This window comes from Rubrobacter tropicus (assembly GCF_011492945.1).
GTDB lineage: Bacteria > Actinomycetota > Rubrobacteria > Rubrobacterales > Rubrobacteraceae > Rubrobacter_D > Rubrobacter_D tropicus.
In genome coordinates this window covers 3,205,549-3,226,811 of the sequence record NZ_CP045119.1, presented here as the reverse complement: position 1 = coordinate 3,226,811, position 21,263 = coordinate 3,205,549, and the positions used below count along the sequence as shown (strand labels likewise).

19 protein-coding genes and 1 tRNA gene are annotated in these 21,263 nt (G+C 66.3%); 11 read left to right on the top strand and 9 right to left on the bottom strand.

What is annotated here, in order from left to right:
- The first annotated feature begins 61 nt into the window (after positions 1-61).
- On the top strand, positions 62-2,374 hold the full coding sequence (locus tag GBA63_RS16295; protein ID WP_207956845.1) for a vitamin B12-dependent ribonucleotide reductase: 2,313 nt from the start codon (positions 62-64) through the stop codon (positions 2,372-2,374).
- 33 nt (positions 2,375-2,407) lie between these two features.
- On the opposite strand, the gene GBA63_RS16290 is transcribed toward GBA63_RS16295, so the two are convergent.
- Complete coding sequence (locus GBA63_RS16290; RefSeq protein WP_166180278.1) at positions 2,408-3,361, bottom strand: cation diffusion facilitator family transporter; 954 nt, start codon at positions 3,359-3,361, stop codon at positions 2,408-2,410.
- Positions 3,362-3,805: 444 nt separating this feature from the next.
- Here GBA63_RS16290 and GBA63_RS16285 point away from each other — a divergent pair.
- The 3 genes from GBA63_RS16285 (at position 3,806) to GBA63_RS16275 (ending at position 6,369) form a co-directional block, all read left to right on the top strand.
- Positions 3,806-3,895, top strand: a tRNA-Ser gene (locus GBA63_RS16285).
- Between the two features lie 334 nt (positions 3,896-4,229).
- The gene (locus GBA63_RS16280) at positions 4,230-5,387 is read left to right on the top strand and encodes a glycosyltransferase family 87 protein (protein WP_166177772.1); all 1,158 of its coding nucleotides are present in this window, start codon (positions 4,230-4,232) and stop codon (positions 5,385-5,387) included.
- Positions 5,388-5,469: 82 nt separating this feature from the next.
- Positions 5,470-6,369, top strand: a complete 900-nt coding sequence (locus GBA63_RS16275) for a Rieske (2Fe-2S) protein (RefSeq protein ID WP_166177770.1) — start codon at positions 5,470-5,472, stop codon at positions 6,367-6,369.
- A 149-nt stretch (positions 6,370-6,518) separates the two neighbouring features.
- Here the strand turns inward: GBA63_RS16275 and GBA63_RS16270 are convergent, their stop codons facing one another.
- The 3 genes from GBA63_RS16270 to GBA63_RS16260 are packed head-to-tail and all read right to left on the bottom strand — an operon-like array spanning position 6,519 to position 8,327.
- Positions 6,519-7,133: a tetratricopeptide repeat protein gene (locus GBA63_RS16270; protein ID WP_166177768.1), complete on the bottom strand. Its 615-nt coding sequence runs from the start codon at positions 7,131-7,133 to the stop codon at positions 6,519-6,521.
- Entirely contained in the window at positions 7,130-7,732 is a 603-nt protein-coding gene (locus GBA63_RS16265; RefSeq protein ID WP_166177766.1) for a tetratricopeptide repeat protein, read from the bottom strand. The genes GBA63_RS16270 and GBA63_RS16265 overlap by 4 nt, the downstream gene beginning before the upstream one ends.
- A 10-nt stretch (positions 7,733-7,742) precedes the next feature.
- Positions 7,743-8,327 (bottom strand): DUF1802 family protein, encoded by a 585-nt coding sequence (locus GBA63_RS16260; protein ID WP_166177764.1) that lies wholly within the window; start codon positions 8,325-8,327, stop codon positions 7,743-7,745.
- 85 nt (positions 8,328-8,412) lie between these two features.
- On the opposite strand from GBA63_RS16260, the gene GBA63_RS16255 reads away from it, so the two are divergent.
- From GBA63_RS16255 to GBA63_RS24470, 5 genes are all read left to right on the top strand, one after another.
- Entirely contained in the window at positions 8,413-9,822 is a 1,410-nt protein-coding gene (locus tag GBA63_RS16255) for a class II fumarate hydratase (protein WP_166177762.1), read from the top strand.
- Positions 9,823-9,926: 104 nt separating this feature from the next.
- The gene (locus GBA63_RS16250) at positions 9,927-13,490 is read left to right on the top strand and encodes a PAS domain S-box protein (RefSeq protein WP_166177760.1); all 3,564 of its coding nucleotides are present in this window, start codon (positions 9,927-9,929) and stop codon (positions 13,488-13,490) included.
- A gap of 62 nt (positions 13,491-13,552) precedes the next feature.
- On the top strand, positions 13,553-13,819 hold the full coding sequence (locus GBA63_RS24475) for a type II toxin-antitoxin system HicA family toxin (RefSeq protein WP_166177758.1): 267 nt from the start codon (positions 13,553-13,555) through the stop codon (positions 13,817-13,819).
- A 4-nt stretch (positions 13,820-13,823) separates the two neighbouring features.
- Positions 13,824-14,144: a type II toxin-antitoxin system HicB family antitoxin gene (locus GBA63_RS16240; protein ID WP_207956843.1), complete on the top strand. Its 321-nt coding sequence runs from the start codon at positions 13,824-13,826 to the stop codon at positions 14,142-14,144.
- A 46-nt stretch (positions 14,145-14,190) separates the two neighbouring features.
- Entirely contained in the window at positions 14,191-14,409 is a 219-nt protein-coding gene (locus GBA63_RS24470; protein ID WP_166177756.1) for a DUF4926 domain-containing protein, read from the top strand.
- 236 nt (positions 14,410-14,645) lie between these two features.
- On the opposite strand, the gene GBA63_RS16230 is transcribed toward GBA63_RS24470, so the two are convergent.
- The 3 genes from GBA63_RS16230 to GBA63_RS16220 all read right to left on the bottom strand — a co-directional run bounded on the left by GBA63_RS16230 (position 14,646) and on the right by GBA63_RS16220 (position 18,072).
- Positions 14,646-15,383, bottom strand: coding sequence for an SDR family oxidoreductase (locus GBA63_RS16230; RefSeq protein ID WP_166177754.1), 738 nt, complete (start codon positions 15,381-15,383; stop codon positions 14,646-14,648).
- A 171-nt stretch (positions 15,384-15,554) separates the two neighbouring features.
- Positions 15,555-17,336, bottom strand: coding sequence for a translational GTPase TypA (gene typA, locus GBA63_RS16225; protein ID WP_166177752.1), 1,782 nt, complete (start codon positions 17,334-17,336; stop codon positions 15,555-15,557).
- A 154-nt stretch (positions 17,337-17,490) separates the two neighbouring features.
- Positions 17,491-18,072, bottom strand: coding sequence for a YdeI/OmpD-associated family protein (locus tag GBA63_RS16220; RefSeq protein ID WP_166177750.1), 582 nt, complete (start codon positions 18,070-18,072; stop codon positions 17,491-17,493).
- A gap of 164 nt (positions 18,073-18,236) precedes the next feature.
- Here GBA63_RS16220 and GBA63_RS16215 point away from each other — a divergent pair, with 164 nt between their 5' ends.
- Positions 18,237-18,608, top strand: coding sequence for a DoxX family protein (locus GBA63_RS16215; RefSeq protein WP_166177748.1), 372 nt, complete (start codon positions 18,237-18,239; stop codon positions 18,606-18,608).
- Between the two features lie 67 nt (positions 18,609-18,675).
- On the opposite strand, the gene GBA63_RS16210 is transcribed toward GBA63_RS16215, so the two are convergent.
- Positions 18,676-20,199, bottom strand: coding sequence for an arylsulfotransferase family protein (locus GBA63_RS16210; protein ID WP_166177746.1), 1,524 nt, complete (start codon positions 20,197-20,199; stop codon positions 18,676-18,678).
- A gap of 195 nt (positions 20,200-20,394) precedes the next feature.
- Here GBA63_RS16210 and GBA63_RS16205 point away from each other — a divergent pair, with 195 nt between their 5' ends.
- Positions 20,395-20,772: a PH domain-containing protein gene (locus tag GBA63_RS16205; protein ID WP_166177744.1), complete on the top strand. Its 378-nt coding sequence runs from the start codon at positions 20,395-20,397 to the stop codon at positions 20,770-20,772.
- A gap of 6 nt (positions 20,773-20,778) precedes the next feature.
- Here the strand turns inward: GBA63_RS16205 and GBA63_RS16200 are convergent, their stop codons facing one another.
- Positions 20,779-21,198, bottom strand: a complete 420-nt coding sequence (locus tag GBA63_RS16200; RefSeq protein WP_207956841.1) for a PGPGW domain-containing protein — start codon at positions 21,196-21,198, stop codon at positions 20,779-20,781.
- Between the last annotated feature and the right edge of the window lie 65 nt (positions 21,199-21,263).

The window sequence follows — 21,263 nt, the reverse complement described above, 5'->3', positions numbered from 1 at the left end:
TCCGCCGGGCAAATCCGGTGATGGAATAAGAAGAGCAAGCGGTAGAATCGGGAGGATGAGTATGGAGGTAAACCGTAACAGGTTGGCGGCAGACATAGATCTCACCGAGAACGCGGTCGCCGTTCTCAAGAAGCGCTATCTCAAAAAGAACGAGCGCGGTGAGGCTATAGAGGAACCCATCGACATGTTCCTGCGCGTCGCGGGGAACATCGCCGAGGGCGAGTTCCGGTTCAACGAGGGCGAGGAGGCTAAAGCGCTCTACGAGGAGTCCAGGGAGCGTTTCCTCCAGATCATGCTGAGCAGGAAGTTCATGCCGAACTCGCCGACCCTCATGAACGCCGGGCGCGAGCTGCAGCAGCTCTCCGCCTGCTTCGTGCTGCCCGTCGAGGACTCCATAGACGGCATCTACGACACCCTCAAGCACCAGGCCATCATCCACAAGTCCGGTGGGGGCACCGGCTTCGGCTTCAGCCGCCTGCGTCCGAAGAATGATCTGGTGCAGAGCACGATGGGCGTCTCCAGCGGGCCCGTCTCGTTCATGGCCATCTACGACGCCTCGACGGACAAGATCAAGCAGGGCGGAACGCGTCGCGGGGCGAACATGGGCATCCTCAGGGTCGACCACCCCGACGTCGAGGAGTTCATCGAGTGCAAGCGCGAGAACGACCAGATCAACAACTTCAACATCTCGGTCGCGATCACCGACGAGTTCATGGAGGCCGTCGAGGCCGACCGTGACTTCGAGCTCAAGAACCCCAGAGACGGCGAGGTCATAAAGACCGTCAGGGCGAAGGATCTGTTCCGCAAGATCGTCGAGGGCGCCTGGCTCAACGGCGAACCCGGCGTCGTCTTTATAGACAAGATCAACGGCGACAACCCGACGCCGCAGTTCCCGATAGAGAGCACCAACCCGTGCTCCGAGGCGCACCTGCCGCCTTACGACTCGTGCAACCTCGGCTCGATCAACCTGGAGAAGTTCTACAGGGAAGAGACCGGGGACGTCGACTGGGACGACCTGCGCGAGACGATCCACACCGCGATCCGTTTCCTGGACAACGTGATCGAGCAGAACAACTACCCGCTGCCCGAGATAGACAAGATGAGCCGCGGCAACCGCAGGATAGGCCTCGGCGTGATGGGCTTCGCCGACCTCCTCATAAAGCTCGGCATCACCTACGACTCGAACGAGGGCCTCGCCTTCGCCGAGAAGGTTATGAAGTTCGTGGACGACGAGGCGTGGGAGGAGAGCCGCAACCTCGCCGAGGAGCGCGGCGTGATGCCGAACTTCGAGGGTTCGCGCCACGAGATGCGCGGCGACAGGGTCCGCAACGCGACCGTCACCACCATAGCCCCCACGGGCACCATCTCCATGATCGCCGGCTGCTCCGGCGGCATCGAGCCGCTCTTCGCCGTCGCCTTCATGCGCCGCCAGGCCGACATGGAGATGCCCGACGTCAACCCCGAGTTCGTGAAGATCGCCAAGGAGCGCGGCTTCTACTCCGAGGACCTCATGAAGAAGGTCGCCGAGCACGGCTCCGTGCGCGACGTCGAGGAGGTTCCGGCCGACCTCAGGAGCGTGTGGGTCACCTCGCACGACATAAGCAGCGAGTGGCACGTCAAGATGCAGGCGGCGTTCCAGAAGTACACTTCTATGGGCATCTCCAAGACCATCAACCTGCCGAACGACGCTTCGGTCGAGGACGTCGAGGCCGCCTACATGCAGGCCTTCGCCACCAACTGCAAGGGCATCGCCGTCTACCGTGACGGCTCCCGCGACGCCCAGGTCCTCTCGACCGGCAAGACCAGCGCCGGCGAGAAGCCGACCATGACGCCGGCCTCCCCCGAGGCGCCGACCGCGCCCTCCGTCACGCCGCCCGTCGCGGCGCAGGACAACGGGCCGCGGTTCAACTCGCTGGCCGAGGCCCGGAACGGCAGGCCGCGGACGCTCACGGGGGTCACCAAGAAGATCCAGACCGGCCACGGCCCGCTCTACGTCACCATGAACGACGACGAGTTCGGCCCAAGGGAGTGCTTCGTGATCCTTGGCAAGCCCGGCGGCACGGCTGCGGCCTTCTCTGACGCGTTGGGGCGTATGATCTCGCTGGCCATGACCCACGGCGCGACGCCCGCCGAGCTGGTCCACCAGCTCCGCGGCATCCAGGACGGCCACCCGGCCGGCGTGGGGCCCGCCGCCACCCTGTCGGTCCCCGACGGTGTTGCGAAGGCGATGAGCGAGCACTACCTGATCGAGGACAGCCTGCCGGACACCCGGGAGCTCCCGATCATCGGCGCCTGCCCCGACTGCGCCAGCGGCCTGACCCGCCAGGAGGGCTGTGTAGTCTGCCACTCCTGCGGCTACTCGAAGTGTAGCTAGAAGACCGGCTCAAGCGGCCTGAGAGGGGCGGACCTACCCGGTCCGCCCCTCTTCCGTCGTCCCGGTCTCCCCGTCCGAACGTTCGCGGTCGAGGGCCTGGTCCGCGAAGGAGGCGGGATCTTCGGCCGGCTCGACGTGGATGAAGAAGGTGCTCTGGGGGAGGTCGCGGGCGATGCCGGCTTCCAGCTCTTCGGCGAGGTCGTGGCCCCGCTTTACGGTCCACCCGCCGGGCACGAGCACGTGCATGGAGACGAAGCGGCGCTGTCCCGCCGCGCGGGTGCGGACGGCGTGGAACCGGATGCCCCTCTCCTCGTAACGGGCCAGGACTTTCTGGATCTTGGCCTGATCCTCTCCGGGCAAAGCCCTGTCCAACAACCCTTGCCCCGTATCCCGCAGGAGCCTGACGCCGGTCCAGACGATGTTGGCCGCGACGAGCAGGGCTATGAGGGGGTCGAGGACGAGCCAGCCCGTGAGCCCCACGAGCACGACGCCGAGCACCACACCAACTGAGGTCCACACGTCCGTCAACAGGTGCCTGGCGTCGGCTTCCAGGGTTATGGAGCGCAGCCGGCCTCCGGCGCGCAGGAGGACGAGGGCGACGCCGCCGTTGATCGCCGACGCGACGAGCGTGACGGCGAGCCCAACCCCGACGTTCTCGAGCGGCCGCGGCTCGAACAACCTCGGTATCGCGGTTGCGGCGATCAAAGCCGCCGCGATCAGGACGAGCGCGCTCTCCAGCCCGCTCGAAAAGTACTCGGCCTTGTTGTGCCCGAACGCGTGCTCCTCGTCCGGCGGCCTGGCCGCGAGCGTCAATGCCCATAACGCCGTCAAAGCCGCCACCAGGTTCACCACCGACTCGGCCGCGTCCGAAAACAACCCGACGGACCCGGTCAACAGGTAAGCCCCGAATTTGAGCCCGATCGTGACCACCGCCGCCACGATGGACAGCACCGCGTAGAACCGGGCGGACCGCCCGCCTCCAACGATCCCCGTCAAAAGCCTTCTCCCAGAGAAACCACCAAAAACCTCACCGCCAACGTCACCGCGAGCCCCGCCCCCCACGACGCCCCATACAACTCAAAGAGCCCAAATACCTACCACAAATACCAGCCACAAACGCTCCTCCCAACCCACCCTAACCCGTGTCGGCACCGTGACCCAGCATACAACCCTAAACCATACGGTTAGAGCACGGGAGTGCCGAACCATCCAAAAGTATCCGAGGCACCACCAGATAGTATGACGAAAACACGCTGATTTGCGGGCTATTTGACTATGGAGAAGAGGCCGCAGGGTTATAGCGAGAGGGGAGTGCGGTCGCCGGCGGGCCGGCCATGGTAACCTTGAACCAGAAGTCCAACGGGGTTCGATCAAAAAAGACGGCACCCAGGATGGTTGAAGGGACCCAGCTCGATAGATAAACTCCCTCGCGGAGAGGTGGCAGAGCGGTTGAATGCGGCGGTCTCGAAAACCGTTATGTCGGTAACCCCGGCATCGGGGGTTCGAATCCCCCCCTCTCCGCTGGCCGCGTAGCGGCCGGCGGCACGCTCGCTTCGTGGGCTTGTCAGCCGGCGCTACCGCGCCTTCTCAGCACGTCCCCTACCGGGGACTTTCAGCCCGTCAGCAGGTCGTCTGTGTACATGCGCCACACTGCATTCGAACCGTTGCGCAAGGCGTTGCCAGGTAGGACTTCGGGAGGCCGAAAGCTGACCGCTGAAAGCGAGGACTGCGCAGCAGGCCGAGGCGTGCCGAAAGCGGAGCCCGTAGGGCGGAGCGTGCTGACGGGCTCCAAGCGCGTATCATGTCTGGCTGTGAGTCTGTTCTATCTACAGGTCGGTTAGAGGTGCGGGGCGGCTTGCGGGACGCTGTGCTCTATACGGTGGCGTTCTGGGTGTTTGCGGGGGCCTTGTGGATGGACGTGTGGTTTCTGGGTGGGGTTCTGGACAGGATCTCGACCGAGTCCATGAACGTGCACGTGGACTTCGATTCTTTCTGGCGGTCGGCGCGGGCGTTGCTCGGTGGGGGGGATATTTATGACGCGGGGGCGCGGCTCGTCAACCTGAACCCGCCGGTTTGGACCGTGCTCATCTCGCCCCTCGGGCTTTTGGAGGCTTTAGACGCTTACCGGCTCTTCGTTTTGTTATCCGTGCTCGGCGTGATCGGGTACCTCGCGTGGACGGCGGAGGAGCTAAGGCTGCGGTCCGCGTGGGCGGTCGTCGGGTCCGGCTTGTTGCTCCTTTCGTCCCCCTTGCTCTCGACGCTGGCGCTCGGTCAGGTGTACCCGGTGCTGACGCTCGGTCTGGTCGCCGCCTGGATCTCGGACCGCAGGGACGACCAGCGGCTCTCCGGAGTCGCCCTCGGTTTGGTCGTAGCCCTGAAGCCGTCCCTGGCGCCTGTCCTGCTCTGGCCGCTCGTGCGGCGGCGGTGGGACTCGTTCTCGGCGGCCTGCGTCTCGGGACTCGCGGCGTCGCTCCTCGGCTTCGTGGTGGCGGGGCCGTCCGCGACGCTGCGCTACGTCGGGATACTCAGCGAGGGGTCGGCCAACCCCTACTGGGACAACGCCTCGATCCCCGCGGCGATGGCCCGGTTCTTTACGGAGCATCCCTACGGCCAGAACCTCTTCACGTTGCCTTGGATGGTCTACGTGGGTTACGCGCTGGGGATCGGGGTTCTGGTCCTGACGGCCGTGAGGGTCCGGGACGGGGGGGAGGCCGGGCTCTGGGCGCTGGTGGCGGCCTCTCTCCTCGTGTCGCCCATCGCCTGGCACAACTACCTGGTGCTGCTCGGACCGGGGATTCTGCTCCTGCTCGCCAGGGGGCGTGGGGCGCCCGCGCTTCTCCTGCTCGCGCTCCAGGCGATCCCGGCCCAGTGGGTCCTCCTCTGGAACGACGAGCGCACGATCCCGGCTACCTTCGCGCTCACCCTCTACCTTTACGTGCTGCTGGCGCACTGGGCCGTCTTCTTCTTCGCCGTGGGGCCGGCGAACGTGGACCCCGGGGCCGCCAAGGCGTGACGTCGAACACTTAGGATGGACGTCGGCGGGGCATAATCCCTCCCGCGGGGGACACAGGCCACCGGAAGAGAGGCGGAGGAGCGTGGAGAAGACCATAGGCGAGATCATAGTCGAGGCGATGCCCTTCCTGGACAGGGCCTCCGATGCCGTCCAGCCCAGGGTTCAGGACCTCGTGGCCGCCGGGGGCACGACGGCGCGCAACGTGCTGGACGGCGTATGGATGGAGGTGCCGCTTCACCCGGTGCTGACCGACGTGCCCATAGGCTCGTGGACGGCGGCGCTCGTCTTCGACGGGCTAGACATCGTCAGCGGGAAGCAGGCCATGCGCAACGCGGCCGACGCCTCGCTCGCCCTCGGCGTCGCCGGCGGTTTCGCCGCCGCCGCCGTCGGCTTCTCCGACTGGCGCTACACCTCGGGCGGCTCGCGCAGGATGGGCATGGCCCACGCCCTTCTCAACGCCGTCGGCCTCACCCTCAGCACCTCCTCCCTCGTGCTGCGCGCCGCCGGCCGCCGCAACGCCGGCAGGCTCGCCTTCCTCGCCGGCTACTCCCTCAACGGCATGGGCGCCCACCTCGGCGGCGAGCTCTCCTACAAATACGGCCTCCGCGTCAACCGCAACACCTTCGAAGCCACGGGTCCCGACGACTACACCCCCGTCCTCGACGAGTCCGAACTCGGCACCGACGAGATGCGACGCATCGAGGTCGACGGCGTGGGCGTGCTCCTGAGCCGCTCCGAAAAAGACGGGAGGGTTTGCGCCATAGCCGCCACCTGCAACCACTTCTCCGGCCCGCTCGAACAGGGCGACCGCGAGGGCGACACCGTGGTCTGCCCCCGGCACAAGTCCCGCTTCGACCTGTGCAACGGCAAGGTAATAGACGGCCCCGCCGTCTTCCCCCAATCCGGCTACGAGACCAGGGTGAGGGAGGGCAAGATCGAGGTGAAGGCGGTGGAGGAGAACGTGCAGGAGAAGGTGGAATAGCTGTCAGCTCTCAGCCTGCCGGTTTCCGAGACGTCTGTGCGCTGACGATGACCGATACGCGAGAGGCGGCGCGAACTGGTGTCTTTCCCGCGTCGGGTCCGTCACCAACGTTCTTGCTGACCGCTGAAAGCTGACAGCGGAGAAAGGCGTTAGCCTTTCTCCAGGCTCTCCATCGCCTCCCCAGCGGCCCGTCTCAAGGCGCGGCCAGAGTCCACCTGGAAGACCCTCTGCAGGTCGCCGCGGGCCTTTGCCCGCTCGCCCGTGGCGGCGAGGGCGGAGGCGCGGTTGTAGTAGGCGATGCCCAGTTTGGGGTCTTGCTTTATGGCCTGGTCGGCGGCTTCGAGGGCGGCCTCCGGGTTGCCCGAGGCGTCGAGGCTTGCGGCCAGGGCCGAGTAGTAGCGGGGGAGGGGGCGGCGGCCCGTCAGGTCGTCGTAGAGGCGGGCCGCCTGCTCGTAGTCGCCGTTGCGAAAGGCGGTCCCGGCGCGGCGTTCTTCCGGGGTTACGGCGCGGGTCATCAGGGCCGTGAGGACGGCGGCGCCGCCGAGGTAGACGAGGAGTACGGGCAGGTAATTTTCGACCGTGGCGAGGTCCATCACGAAGGGGAGGCCCGCGACGAAGACGCCGGTCGAGAGGGGTGGGATCATGCGCAGGAAGAACTCCCTGTAGGCGCCGATGCGCAAAAGGTCGCGGTTCTGGCGCCAGATCAGGGCGGTAAAGACCGCGAGTATCGCGAGGGCGCCGAGCGTCGGGTAGAGGAGCCTCATTGAAGCTCCTGGAGTATCTTCTTCGCCGCCGACCGGAACCGCCGCGGCATGTCGACCTCGAGCGCCCTGTTTAAATCCTTGACGGCCCGGCCCTTCTTGCCCATGCGGCGCAGGACGAGGGCGCGGTTGTAGTAGGCGAGGCCGTACTCGGGGTCGATGTCCACGGCCTTCGTGGAGGCGTTGATCGACTCGTCGAACCGCTCCGAGGCGCCGAGGGCCGCGCCCCAGAAGGCGTGGTTGCGGGCGAGCGGCCTCTCCTCCACCAGCTTCCCGTAGAGCTCGGCCGCCAGGGCGTAGTCGCCGCGGCGGAAGACGCCGTTGGCGCGGCGCTCCAGGGCCGGGACCGAGAAGAGGCTGGAGGCGACTATCAGGATGCCGAAGACGACCATCCACACGAACACCACCGAGCCTTCCGCGAAGGCCCGCACGAAGTAGAGGCTCATGGCCATGAACGCCAGCACGACGAAGGGCAGGAACCGCCGCGCGAGGTCGCCCCACGCCTTCGCCCTGGCCAGATCCCTGTTGGCCGAGTAGATCGTCACGCCGCTAAAGACGACTATCAAGAAGATCAGAACGACCGGGACGGCGGCGGAACCCAAAACCGACTCCCTACGAACCCACCGGGGCCGGCTCGAGCCCCCGCAAAACCCCGAGCGCCTGCGAGGTCAGGCCATCAAAATCCTCGTCCGAAAGCGCCGGACGCGCCCCTCCGATAGAGACGGAATCTTCGAGCTCGATCCAGGACTTGCACCCGCCGTAGCCCTCGCGGAAAGGCAACTCCACGGTCTCGGGCAGCACGTATGTCCTCAGGACCAGCACCGTCAGCGGTTTCTTCGGGCGCCACTTGAAGCGGCTCTCGGCGTACTCGTGCGTCCACATGTGCTGCCCGTTGAGCCTTTCGAGGTCTTCGGCCTCGGAGATCTCGTACGCCCCATGGACCTCGGCGAACGACGAGAAGCGTAAAGGCCCGTCGTCCGTGAGGTCCGGTATCTCGTCGAGTACGTGCCTGTACTCCGGCTTCACGAGTTCCGGCCGCTGGTGCTCGTAGCCGGGCAGCAGCAAGAAGCGGGTCTTCGGCACGGCGAAGGCCTTCTCCCGGATGCCGCCCTTTCGGACCACGAGGGCCGTGGCTCCCCGTTCCAGCGCCTCGACGGTTACAGCCCACTCCTTCAGCGCGTACCGTAGAGAATCCAAAAGACCACCTCTCGTATAATGCGACCGGCAAAGTTACACAGAGATTATATGACGCGAGCGTACCGGCTTCGACAGGAGGACTCACATGAGCAGGCAAGAGAGTTCGCACGACACCCCGCACCGCGTAGAACGCGACTCGATGGGCGAGGTGGAGGTCCCCCGCGACGCCCTCTTCGGCGCCCAGACCCGGAGGGCCCTGGACAACTTCCCCATAAGCGGCATCCGCTTCCCGAGGCGGTTCATCGAGGCCCTCGGCGCCATCAAGCTCGAAGCCGCCAACGTCAACCACGAGCTCGGCGGCCTCGACGAGAACCTCAAGAACGCCATAGTCGCCGCTGCCCAAGAGGTAGTCGAAGGAACCCTCGACAAGGACTTCGTGCTCGACGTATTCCAGACCGGTTCCGGCACCTCGACCAACATGAACGCCAACGAGGTGATCTCCAACCGGGCCGTTCAGACTCTGGGCGGGGAGCTCGGCTCCAAGGACCCGGTCCACCCCAACGACCACGTCAACCGGGGCCAGTCCTCAAACGACGTCATCCCGACGGCCATCCACCTCGCGGCCCTCGTCTCTATCGAGCGCGACCTCCTGCCCGCGCTCCACAAACTGCGCGGCGCTTTGGGCGACAAGGCCGTCGAGTTCGACGGCGTGGTCAAGACCGGCAGGACGCACCTCCAGGACGCCACCCCGATACGTCTCGGCCAGGAGTTTCTCGGCTACGCGGGCCAGATCGACCGCGGCATCCGGAGGATAGAAAAAGCCCGCGAAGACCTCGCCGAAGTGGCTTTGGGCGGCACCGCCGTCGGGACCGGCGTGAACACCCACCCCGATTTCGCTGGCCGGGTATGCCAGCGCCTGAGCGACCGCTTCGGCGTCGAGATCCGGGAGACCGAGAACCACTTCCAGGCCCAGAGCGCCATGGACGCCGCCGTCTTCGCCAGCGGCGCCCTGAAGACCGTGGCCGTGAGCCTCTTGAAAATAGCCAACGACGTCCGCTTCCTGGGTGCGGGTCCACGGGCCAACCTCGCCGAGATAGCCCTCCCCGAGGTACAGCCCGGATCCTCCATCATGCCGGGCAAGGTCAACCCCGTCATAGCCGAGAGCGCGGCGATGGTAAGCGCCCAGGTGGTCGGCAACGACGCCACCGTAGCCCTCGCCGGCGCCAGCGGCAACTTCGAGCTGAACGTCATGCTCCCCGTCATAGCCCACAACCTCCTCCAGTCCATAGAGCTGCTGGCGAGCACCGCGGACAACTTTACGGACCAGCTAGTCGTGGGCCTTCGGGCCACGGACCGGGGTCCCGCGCTCGTCGAGCAGGGCCTCATGCTCGCAACGGCCCTCGCGCCCGAGATCGGCTACGACAAGGCCGCCGACCTCTCCAAGGAGGCCTACAAGACGGGCAAGACCATCCGCGAGGTCGCCCGCGAGAGGACCGACCTCTCCGAAGAGCAGCTCGACGACCTTCTGGACGCGCGGAAGATGACGGAGGCGTAGCGCCCCGGAGGGCCGTACCCCGAGATACCCTCCCGGCCCAAGATGCCGTAAACTCCCCTGGTGGCACAATTGGCGCGGGAACCAGCGTCGGGGAGCGAAGGATCGTGGCCCGTTCGGACGGAAAAGACTTGCTGACGCCGCGTGATCTCGGGATGGGGCGCCTCTTCGAGAGCGTCCGCGACGCCGTGATCGTCGCGGACGCCGACACCGGCGGGGTGGTCCTCTGGAACCCGGCCGCGCGGGAGATCTTCGGCTACTCGGCCGCCGAGGCCCTCGGGATGAGCGTCGAGGAGCTCGTCCCCGGCCGGCTCAAGGAGCTCCACCGGGCCGGCATGGCGGGGTACCGCGATACGGGCCACGGGCGATACGTGGACTCGAACGCGGTTCTCGCGTTGCCCGCCGTGCGAAAGGGCGGCGAGGAGATCAGGGTCGAGTTGACCCTGAGCCCCATGGAGGTCACGAGCGGGGCGGCGGAGGGCCGCTTCGTGCTCGCCATCGTGCGGGACGCCACCGACCGCGAGCACACCGAGGAGGCGCTGCGCGAGAGCGAGGAGCGCTACCGGCTGGTCGCCCGGGCCACCAACGAGGCGATCTGGGACTCAGATCTCCCGGCCGACCGGCAGACCTGGAACGGGGCCGTCGAGAAGATGTTCGGCTACCCCGTCGGGATCGTGACCGACGGCGCGTGGTGGGAGGACCACATTCACCCCGAAGACAGGGGTCGGGTCGTGTCCGGCATCGAGGAGGTTCTCGGGGGCACGGGGGAGACCTGGTCTGACGAGTACCGCTTCAGGCGCGCCGACGGCGCCTACGCGACCGTCGTGGACCGGGGGTACGTCGTGCGCGGGGCCGGGGGAGAGCCGGTAAGGGTCGTCGGCTCCATGATGGACGTCACCGAGCGCCGGCGATCGGAGGAGACCCTGAGAGCCTCCGAGGCCGAGCTGCGGGCGCTCTTCGCGGCGATGAGCGATCTCATCATGGTGCTCGACGCCGAGGGGCGCTACCTCAGGATCGCCCCGACCAACCCATCGCTGCTCTACAAGCCCTCCGAGGACCTGATCGGCCGTTCGATTCGGGAGGTCTTCGATGAGGATCTGGCCGACGCGTTTCTGGGGCACATCCGGCGGGCGCTGGAGGAGGGGAGGCCGGTAAACACGGAGTACACCCTGGAGATCGGGGGCCGGGAGGTCTGGTTCGCCGGCACGGTCTCACCCATCAGCGCCGACCGGGTCCTCTACGTCGCCCGCGACATCACGGAACGAAAACGTTCGGAGCAGAGGATAAGGGAGGCCGAGGAGCGGTACCGCTCGCTCGTGGAGCGGATGCCGGCCGTCACCTACATACAGGAGATCGGCAGCCCCGATTCGGCGATGTACATGAGCCCCCAGATAGAGCGTCTCACGGGTTACACGCCAGAGGAGTGCGGGGACCCGGACCTGAGGTGGCGCATGGTCCACCCCGAGGACCGCGGGCCGATGCGGTCCGAAGAAGAGGAGACGGGCGGGCAGGTCGGCGAGCCCGGGGAGGTCTTCGCGACGGAGTACCGCGTGCTGCACCGGGATGGCCGGACGGTCTGGGTGCGCAACGAGGCGGTCCTTTTCGAGGACGAGGCGACCGGGGCCCGCTACTGGCAGGGGTTCATGGTCGACATCACCGAGCGCAAGCGAGCCGAGGAGGCCCTGAGGCGGAGCGAGGCCGTCCTGGCCGAGGCGCAGCGCGTGGCGCAACTGGGCAGCTGGGACTGGGACATAAAGGCCGGCGTGACCTCGTGGTCGGACGAGGTCTTCAGGATCTACGGCTTCGAGCCAGGCGCGTTCGTGCCGAGCTTCGAGAGGATGATAGAAGCGGTCCACCCCGACGACAGGGCGACGGTGAGGCGGGCCGTGACCGGGGCGCTCCGCGACAACGAGCCCTACGACCTGGAGCATCGGGTGGTCTGGCCGGACGGGACGGTGCGCTGGGTGCACCGCCGGGGCGAGGTCGTAAGGGACGAGGAGGGCGAGCCCTCTCGGATGCTCGGCACCGTCCACGACGTCACCGGGCGAAGGCGGTTCGAGGAGGAGTTGCGCCGGGCCAAAGAGGAGGCCGACGCGGCCAACAAGGCCAAGAGCGAGTTCCTGGCGAACATGTCCCACGAGATACGCACCCCCATGAACGGCGTCATAGGCATGACCGAGCTGCTCCTCGGCACGGAGCTGTCGCCCCAGCAGCGCAGGTACGTCGAGATTGCGCGCTCCTCCGGCGACGTGCTGCTCGCCCTGCTCGACGACATCCTGGACTTCTCGAAGATAGAGGCCGGCAAGGTCCGCGTGGAGACCGTGGACTTCGACCTGCCGGCGCTCGTGGGGGAGACGGTCGCGGTGTTCGACGAACGGGCCAGGGAGAAGGGGCTCGAACTCACGAGCTCTGTCGCAAGCGACGTGCCCGCCCGCGTTGGCGGCGACCCGTTCCGTATCAGGCAGGTCCTGACCAATCTGCTCTCCAACGCCGTCAAGTTTACGGAGAATGGCCGCGTCTCCCTGCGGGTCGGGCGCGCGGAGGGGCGGGGAGACGCGGCCACGGTTCGCTTCGAAGTGGCCGACACCGGGATAGGGATCACCGACGAGCAGCGAGCGCGGCTGTTCCGGCCCTTCTCCCAGGCCGACGCCTCGACGACGCGGCGCTACGGCGGCACGGGCCTGGGGCTGGCGATCAGCGCCCAGCTCGTCGGCATGATGGGCGGCGAGATGGACGTGGAGAGCGAACCCGGCGCGGGCAGCACCTTTTCCTTCACCCTGCCCCTGACCGAGAGGCCTGGCGCGGCGACGACCCCGATACCGTCCGTTCCCGCGCCCGCGGACCCGTCGCCGCCGGCCGGACAGGATGCCGGGGCGACGGAAGCCGACCGGTCCGCTGCCAACGTCCTCGTCGCCGAGGACACGCTGACGAACCAGTTGGTCGCCGTGGAGTTGCTGAAGAGGCGGGGCTACGGCGCGAGCGTTGTCTCCGACGGGGAGGAGGCTGTCGAGGCGGTCTTCTCCAAGGGTCCCTACGCTGCCGTGCTCATGGACGTTCAGATGCCGAAGATGGACGGCTACGAGGCGACCCGCGAGATCCGCAAGCGCGAGGCCGGGGAACGCCGCATCCCGATAATAGCCATGACCGCCCACGCCCTGCAGGGCGACCGCGAGAAGGCCATCGAGGCCGGCATGGACGACCACCTCTCGAAGCCCATCAGGCCCGAAGAGCTCGACAGGGTGCTCAAACGCTGGGTAGCCCGGACGCCGGGTCCACGCGAAGTCCCCGGTCGAGCCCCGGACGCCGACGCGGACTCGGGCGGCTCGCTGGACCGCACCGTGCTGGAGAGCCTGCGCCTGATCCAGCAGGAAGGCGGGGGCGAGATCGTGGCCAGGCTCGTCGGGACCTTCCTGAACGAGGCGCCGTCCTACCTCGCCGCCCTGCACGCCACCGCCGAGCGGGGAGAGCCCCAAGCCTTCTGGCAGACCGCGCACGCCCTCAACGGCACCTGCCGCTCCGTCGGAGCGGGCCGCATGGGTTCACTCTGCCTCCAACTCGAAAGGCTAGGCGACTCCGGCGACCTCACGCGCGCCCCGGACCTGCTCGCTCTGCTGGAGAGGGAGTTCGAGCGCGTACGGCTCCTGCTCGACATCGAGCTGTCAGCGGATTGATTCGGCTGCTTGCTCCAGCAGGTCGGTTGACCTGCTCGATTATAGTGTCGTAAAGTGATACTATGAACCTCAGTAGTAAACACCACAAGACGCTCCAGGCCGTCTTCGAGGTTCCGGTGCGCCCGAACGTAGCCTGGGCAGATGTAGAAAGGCTGTTTAGGGCGTTGGGAGCCGAGGTCAGCGAGGGACGAGGTTCGCGGGTGCGTGTGTACCTGGGAGGGATTCGGGCAGTCTTCCATCGTCCGCACCCGCAGAAGGAGACCGACAAGGGTGCGCTCATGTCGGTACGGAGGTTCCTGGTAGAAGCTGGCTATGAGCCGGGAGAGTAGAGAAATGCTGCAATACAAAGGTTACACGGGGCAGGTCGAGTTCGACGATGAGGCGGGTCTTTTCCACGGTGAGGTGGTCGACCTACGAGACGTCGTCACTTTTCAGGGTACTAGCGTCGAGGAACTGGAGGAAGCTTTTCGGGATTCCGTTGACGATTACCTGGAGTTCTGCGAGGAGCGCGGTGAAGAGCCCGACAGGCCTTTCTCCGGACGGTTGATGCTCCGAGTGTCGCCGCAGCTTCACCGCCAGGCGTACACGCGCGCCCGGCAGGAGGGCAAGAGCCTGAACCAGTGGATCTCGGAGAGGCTCGAGCAGGCCGGGTAAGGTATCGAATCGCGGGGGCTGCGATCCATCAAACAAATTCAGAAGGATGAGCGACGCGGCAAACGTTTTAGACGTAGTAACCCTCATTGAAGATCTTCCCGAACGCGGCCTCTACCGATGGCAGGTCGGCACGGTCTTCGAAGCCCTGGCTCCAGACGTTTTCGAGGTCGAGTTCTCCGACGACGAAGGTCGTTCTTACGCTTCGCTCGCCCTGAGCGAGAGCCGGCTTCTCGTACTTCACTACGAACCGGTGCAGGCAGGCTAGCCGCCCACTCTCTACGCCGGAGATTCTGATCCCCGACCTCAAATCGCGTTACACGTCGCCCGTATACATCGGGGGTGTCATGGAGCGGATGCACATCTATCTAACCGAACAGCACCGGCGACCTTGGAGGAGAACGGCGCTGACCTCGTAACCTTCAACCGGCGTCACTTCCCGATGGCCTCCAGGCTCACGGTGCCGTATGAAAGATGACCCGGAGGCCGACAGGGTAGTTCGGGCTACAGGGGCTGGGCGGTGGGTCGAAGGACGATCTCGTTGGTGTCCACGTCCTTCGGCTGCTCCATGGCGTAGGCTATGGCGCGGGCGACGGCGTCGGCGTCTATGGCTATCTCGTCGAACGCGCTGGCGTTCTGTGCCGACTCTTCGTGGGTGATCTTGTCCGTAAGCTCGCTCTGCACCGCGCCGGGCGAGATGGTGGTTACCCGTATCTCATCCCCGGCCTCTTTCCTGAGCCCCTCGGAGATGGCCCACACGGCGTACTTGGTGCCGCTGTAGACGGCGGAGTTCTCGAACACGACGTGCCCTGCCACCGAGGAGAGGTTGATGATCTGGCCGTCGTGCTGTTCCCTCATCCTGGGGAGCGCTGCCGCGATGCCGTACAGGACGCCCTTGATGTTCACGTCAACCATCTGGTCCCACTCGTCGACTTTGAGGGCGTCGAGCGGCGAGAGCGGCATCAGTCCGGCGTTGTTGACCAGAACGTCGACCCGGCCGAACTCCTCGACCGCGCCCGCGACCAGGTTCTCGACCTGATCCCGGCTCGTCACGTCCGTGACCCTGTAGGCCGCCGCGCCGCCGCCGTCCTTTATCTCCGAGACGATCCTCTCCAGGTTCTTCTCGCGCCGAGCACCGAGCATCACCTTCGCCCCACGCTCCGCGAGCAGCTTCGCGGTCGCCTCGCCGAGACCGCTGCTGCCACCCGTTATGACTACTACTTTGTCCTCTATTCCGGTCATATCCTGAAACCTTTCTGATACGAAGCGTACAACTGTCCTTCTGAAATCCGCTGACGAAACTCGGGTGCGCTCCGTCGGCGGCTGCAAGCGTACCCACCCCGACCATCGCCGAAACGGGGTCGGATAAGGACTGGTTCACCGGATCCGCCAACCCCGTCGGGCGGGTCGGGGCTACTTGCGCATCCCGGGCTCGAGGACCTTTTTGCGCAGGCGGATGGACTCCGGCGTGATCTCCACGAGCTCGTCCTCACCGATGTACTCTAGAGCGTCCTCTAGCGTCAGCTTGCGGACAGGTGTCAGGTTGAGGGCGTCGTCGGCGCCGGCGGAGCGGACGTTGGTCAGCTTCTTGTTCTTGCAGACGTTGACGTTGAGGTCGTTCTCGCGGCTGTAAGAGCCGACTACCATGCCTACGTAGACGTCCGTGGCGGGCTGGATGAAGAAGACGCCGCGCTCCTGGAGCTTCCAGATGGAGTAGGCGTAGGCCGTGCCGGCCTCTATCGCGACCATGCTGCCGTTGGTGCGGGTCTTGAGGTCGCCGGCCCACGGGGCGTAGCCGTCGAAAACGTGGCTCATGATGCCCTCTCCTTGCGTCATGGAGAGGAACTGGGTTCGGAAGCCGAAGAGGGCCCTCGCCGGTATCTTGAACTCTATGCGGGTGCGGGAACCCTGCGGCTCCACGTCGACGAGCTGGCCCTTGCGGCCGGAGAGCGTTCCGATGATGGTCGAGGAGAACCGCTCGGGCACGTCGAGGACCAGGTGTTCGAACGGCTCGTGCTTCTTGCCCTCTATCTCGCGCACTATGACCCGGGGCGAGCCGACCTGGACCTCGTAGCCCTCGCGGCGCATGGTCTCGAGCAGGATGGAGAGGTGGAGCTCGCCGCGCCCGGAGACCTCGAACTCCTCGGGGCTGAGTTCTTCGACGCGCAAGGAAACGTTGGTCTGGACCTCGCGCATCAGGCGGTCGCGGAGGTGGCGGCTGGTTACGTAGCGGCCCTCCTTGCCCGCGAAGGGGGAGGTGTTCGGGCCGAAGGTCATGCTGACGGTCGGCTCGTCCACCGTGATGATCGGGAGCGCCTCCGGGTCCGCGAGGTCGGCGACGGTCTCGCCTATCTGCGCGTCCTCGATGCCGGAGAGCGCAACTATGTCCCCGGCGCCGACCCTCTCGGACTCGATGCGCTGCAGGCCGAGGTGGGTGAAGGGCTGGACGACGCGGGTCTTCGTCCGCGTGCCGTCCTTGTGGACGAGGTTGACGAACTCGCCCTTTCGGACCTCGCCGCGCTGGACGCGGCCGATCACGATGCGGCCGAGGTAGTCCGAGTAGTCCAGGTTCGTGACGAGCATCTGGAACGGCGCCTCGAGGTCCGTGCCGGGCGCCGGTATCTCCCCGAGCACGGTCTCGAAGAGCTCCTGCATGTCGTCGCGGGGGGCGTCCATGTCCTTGAACGCCTTGCCCTCCCGAGCCACAGCGTAGAGGATCGGGAAGTCGAGCTGCTCGTCGGAGGCGCCGAGGTCGGCCATCAGGTCGAAGGTGAGGTCGACTACCTCTTCCGGGCGGGCGTCCTGACGGTCTATCTTGTTTATGACGACTATGGGCTTGAGGCCGAGCTCTATCGCCTTGCGCAGGACGAAGCGGGTCTGGGGCATGGGGCCTTCGGCCGCGTCCACCAGCAACAAACATCCGTCTACCATGCCGAGGACGCGCTCGACCTCGCCGCCAAAGTCTGTGTGGCCGGGGGTGTCGACTATGTTGATCTTGACGCCCCCGTACTCCACGGCCGTGTTCTTGGCCAGGATGGTGATGCCGCGTTCCTTCTCCAGCACGTTCGAGTCCATGGCGCGCTCGGCGATCTCCTGCCCATGCCCGAGCTCCAGCGTCTGGCGCAGCAAGGCGTCGACGAGCGTGGTCTTGCCGTGGTCGACGTGCGAGATGATGGCGATGTTGCGGTAGTCCACGCGTTCTCCTGACAAAGTCCTCCAGGCACACGGCTCTCCGAAGCGCGTCTGGGGGGTTCGAGCAACAAAAAAGGCCGCGCGGCGCGGGCCTTCAGGCCGTGATTCTACCGCATAAGGCGCAGACGACTACCCGACCCGTGCCGGGGTTGCGGCTTCAGGGATAGAGTTTCTTTCGCTCCGCCAGCATCGCCACGAACTTGGCGATGCGCCTCGCCCTGGTCTCGGGCTTCTTGGCGTCCTGGATTCTGTGCAGGATCGCGTACCTGTTGGCGCTGTTGAGCGTCTCGAAGAACTCGCGGGCCTCCTCGCTCTTCTCCAGCTCCAGCCTCAGGTCGTCGGGCACCGTCATGGTGCTCTGCGGCTCGTACGCGGCGTCCCACCGGCCGTCTGCCCTGGCCCGCTCGACCTCCCGCAGGCCGGCCGGCTTCATCCTGCCCGCCTCGATGAGCTTCGCGACCTTGCCGCGGTTCACCTTCGACCACTTGCTCCTCGGTTTGCGGGGGGTGAAACGCTGCAAGAAGTACTGCCCGTCGAAGCCGCTTCTCTGGCTGTCGATCCAGCCGTAGCACAGGGCCACGTCGAGCGCCTCCGCGAAGGTGACCGTCTCGATGCCGGAGCCCTTCCTGGCGATCTTGAGCCACAGCCCTTCCGAGACGGCGTGCTGCCCGTCGAGCCAGGTCTCCCAGGCTTCCCGCGATGCGAAGGGGATGATCGGAAGTTCCGGTTTGGCGGCCAAAAAACTCCCTCCGAGAGCCGGTGCCGAAAGATGCGGTAAGTCTACGGGAGCGCGCGCCCCGTCCCAAGTAGCACCTGTGCCGCCTGGCGCGTCCACCGCGGCGCGGTGCGTCTGGGGTAGTCTTACGTGCTGGCCGGACGGCAATCCAGAAGGGACATACGAACGTGGGCTCGTCGTTTTCGCGCGCTTCGACGGGGCTGGTCTTCGTCGTGGCCGGGCTGCTGCACTACGCGGCCCCCGCGGCTTACGAGAAGATCATGCCGCCATACCTGCCGCTCCACCGCGAACTCGTCTACCTGAGCGGTGCCTGCGAGGTTCTGGGCGGGCTGGGACTCTTTCCGAAGCGCACCCGTACCGCGGCCGGGATCGGCCTGATCCTGTTGCTGATCTCGGTCCTCCCAGCCAACGTGCAGATGCTGTTGGACGCCCGCGCCGCGGGCAAACCCTCGTGGTGGACGGCGCTCCTGTGGCTGCGCCTCCCGCTGCAACTGGCGCTCGTAGCGTGGGTCCGCACCGTCTCCCGTTCCCGAGACTGAGACCCCGAAGGACCCACCCGCGGCACGTCTTTCCTACGGCACAGGCGCCGGCTGCTATGTCTTAACCCTAGCCCCGGATGTTTATGGCCCTCGACGTGCCGAGCGCCTGCCCCGAGCCGTCCAGGGCGCGAACGGCGACGAGTGCGTCGCCCGTGCGGAGGGCGATGGCGGTCTCGAAGCCGGTGCGGGGAACTGAACCCACGGGTTCGAGCTCGTCCGTGGCCGGGCCAGCGAGGACTTCCCAGGTCTTGACCTCGGTGGCGCCGTTCCAGCTCGCGTGGAGCGTTACGCCGCCGTCGTGGGCGGGGGTGGCTATCAGGTCGGGGAGGGTGTCGGGACGGCCGGTCCAGGGGTGGCGGAAGGCGCGGTAGGACTCGACCTCCGCCGGGAGGCTGGCGCTGAAAAGGAGCCCGCCGTCCTCGTCGAACTCTGAGAAGACGGGCTCGCTGCCCCAGCCGACGAACACGTTGCCGTTCGGGAGCCTCTGCGCGTTGCCCTGGGTGAGGGAGAGGACGCCGTCAGGGTGGGTGTACTCCCTGGCAACGGTGGCCGTCATATCGCCCTCGTCCGTCCGAATACCCACTACCCTCGACTCCTCGCTCACGTACATGCCGCCGTTGTCGAAGAGGGTGATGGTGCCGTCGGGCTGGCGGCGGGCGTCGTGCTGGTAGAGGGTTTTAGTGCCGTCGCCCATCTCGAAGTCGCTCTTCTTGCCGCCGAGGCGCCAGATCACCTCGCCCGTCTTGCGGTCGATCTTGTACACGGTGAACGTCCTGCGGGCCGAGACGAGCAGGTTGTCGTCTTCGTCCACGTCTATGGAGTTTATGTGGAAGTAGTCGAAGGCGTTGGCCGGGTCGTCCGGCAGATCGCCGTGGGTCTCCTCTACGGGGACGTGCTCCAGGCTGCGCCACTCGAAGAGGACCTCGCCGGTCTCGATGTCCAGCTCCTGGATCACGCCTTCGGCGACCGTGCCACCCTCGGGGCCGCCGAGGGGGGAGAGGTCGTAAGGCACCTCGGCGTAGATGGTGATTAGGGCCGTGTCGTTCTTGGTGATGAGAAACTCGTGGTGGTCCCCGTCGAGGTCGTTGCCGGCGCGGACGCGGGCGAGCTCGCGGTACCCCGCGTCGCAGATCACGTACTCCCCCTGCCCGTACCCGAGGTGGACGCCCTCCCACCAGGTCAGCACGGGCGCGCCCCTGTACTCCTGAACCTTGCAGTCCATGGCGTCCTGCTCTTCCCGCATGGGACGGAACCACACGGGGTCGCCGTTGTTGTCCAGGATCATGGGCCCGTCCCGCCCCGGCCCCTTCTTCGGCGCTACGAAGACGTACCCCGGAGCGGTGCCGTTTGCGGGCGTGCCTACCGTCACGGCCGGCGGGTCGAGGTCGGGGCGCGAGCGGAAGACGTGTGCCGGCCCAGAACGCGCGGGCTGCAGGCCGCGAACGGAAGACTCCCCAGGCTTCAGGGGCGAGGCGCCGGCCCGCTCCTCCCGCTCACCCGGCTCGCAGCCGAGCGTACCGACCAGCGCGACCCAGGCCGCCCCCGCGCCCGCAGCCCGCAGAAAGGTCCGCCGCGTGACCTCAGCGCCCACCCTACCCCGCTCTCTGTCCACGTCCTTCACTCCGTCAGGTCTCGTGCGTGGTGCGTCTACTTCTGCAAAGATACCAACGCCGCGACGAGTTCTAAAGCATTTAATGCAAAGTTAACGCGGGGTGAGGGAGAAGCGTAGCCCGCGCCCCGGTCGCCGGCGTAGGATCGCGTAAGAGAACGGTCGACGGGAGGGTATATGGGGTTGTTGGACGGGTTGATGGGGAACGCGTCGGAGGTAGATCCGGCGAAGATAGAAGGGGATTTTGCGCGGGTGCTTGCCGCGGGCGAGCGGATCGAGAAGGCTTACCAGTTGATCCGGGACCTCTTCGTCTTCACGAACAAGCGCCTGATACTCGTGGACAGGCAGGGTCTTACCGGCAGCAAGGTCGAGTACCATTCGCTGCCCTACAGGAGCATCACCCACTTCAGCGTCGAGACCGCCGGGCACTTCGACCTGGACGCGGAGCTGAAGGTCTGGATCTCGGGCAGCCCGATGCCCATCCAGAAGCGCTTCAACAAGCAGCTGAACATCTACGACGTCCAGAGCGTCCTCGCCGGTTACGTGCTGGACTGATCGGGGTTAGGCGAACAGCAGCAGGTAGACGAAGTAGGCAAAGCCGGAGGCGAGGATCGCGGCGATCACGACGAGGGAGATCTTGCCGAAGAGGCTCGTCCGCCAGACGTCCGTGACGAACTGCCAGAGAAGCCTGAGGCGGACCTCCGACCAGTCGAGGAGGCGGGCCGCGGGGAGGAGCTCGCCGGCCAGGATCGCAAGCCCGAGAAAGACGGTAGCGAAGCCGGGGCCGGGCAACGGGGCGGTAACGAGGCTGCCGACCGCCAGGATGGCGCCGAAGATCACCAGCACCACCCTCTTGACGATGTGGCCCGGTTCTTGCTGCCGGCGGTGGTAGCGGTCCTTGAAGCGCTCGCCCGGCTTGCTCTCCTTGAACTCTTCCCAGTGGCCTTTGAGGCTCTTGATCATGGGTAGATCTTTGCCCATTTCGTCCCGTTTGGCAACACGGCTTGCCCCTGACCGCCGGCCGGGGTAGGTTGCGTTGATCCATT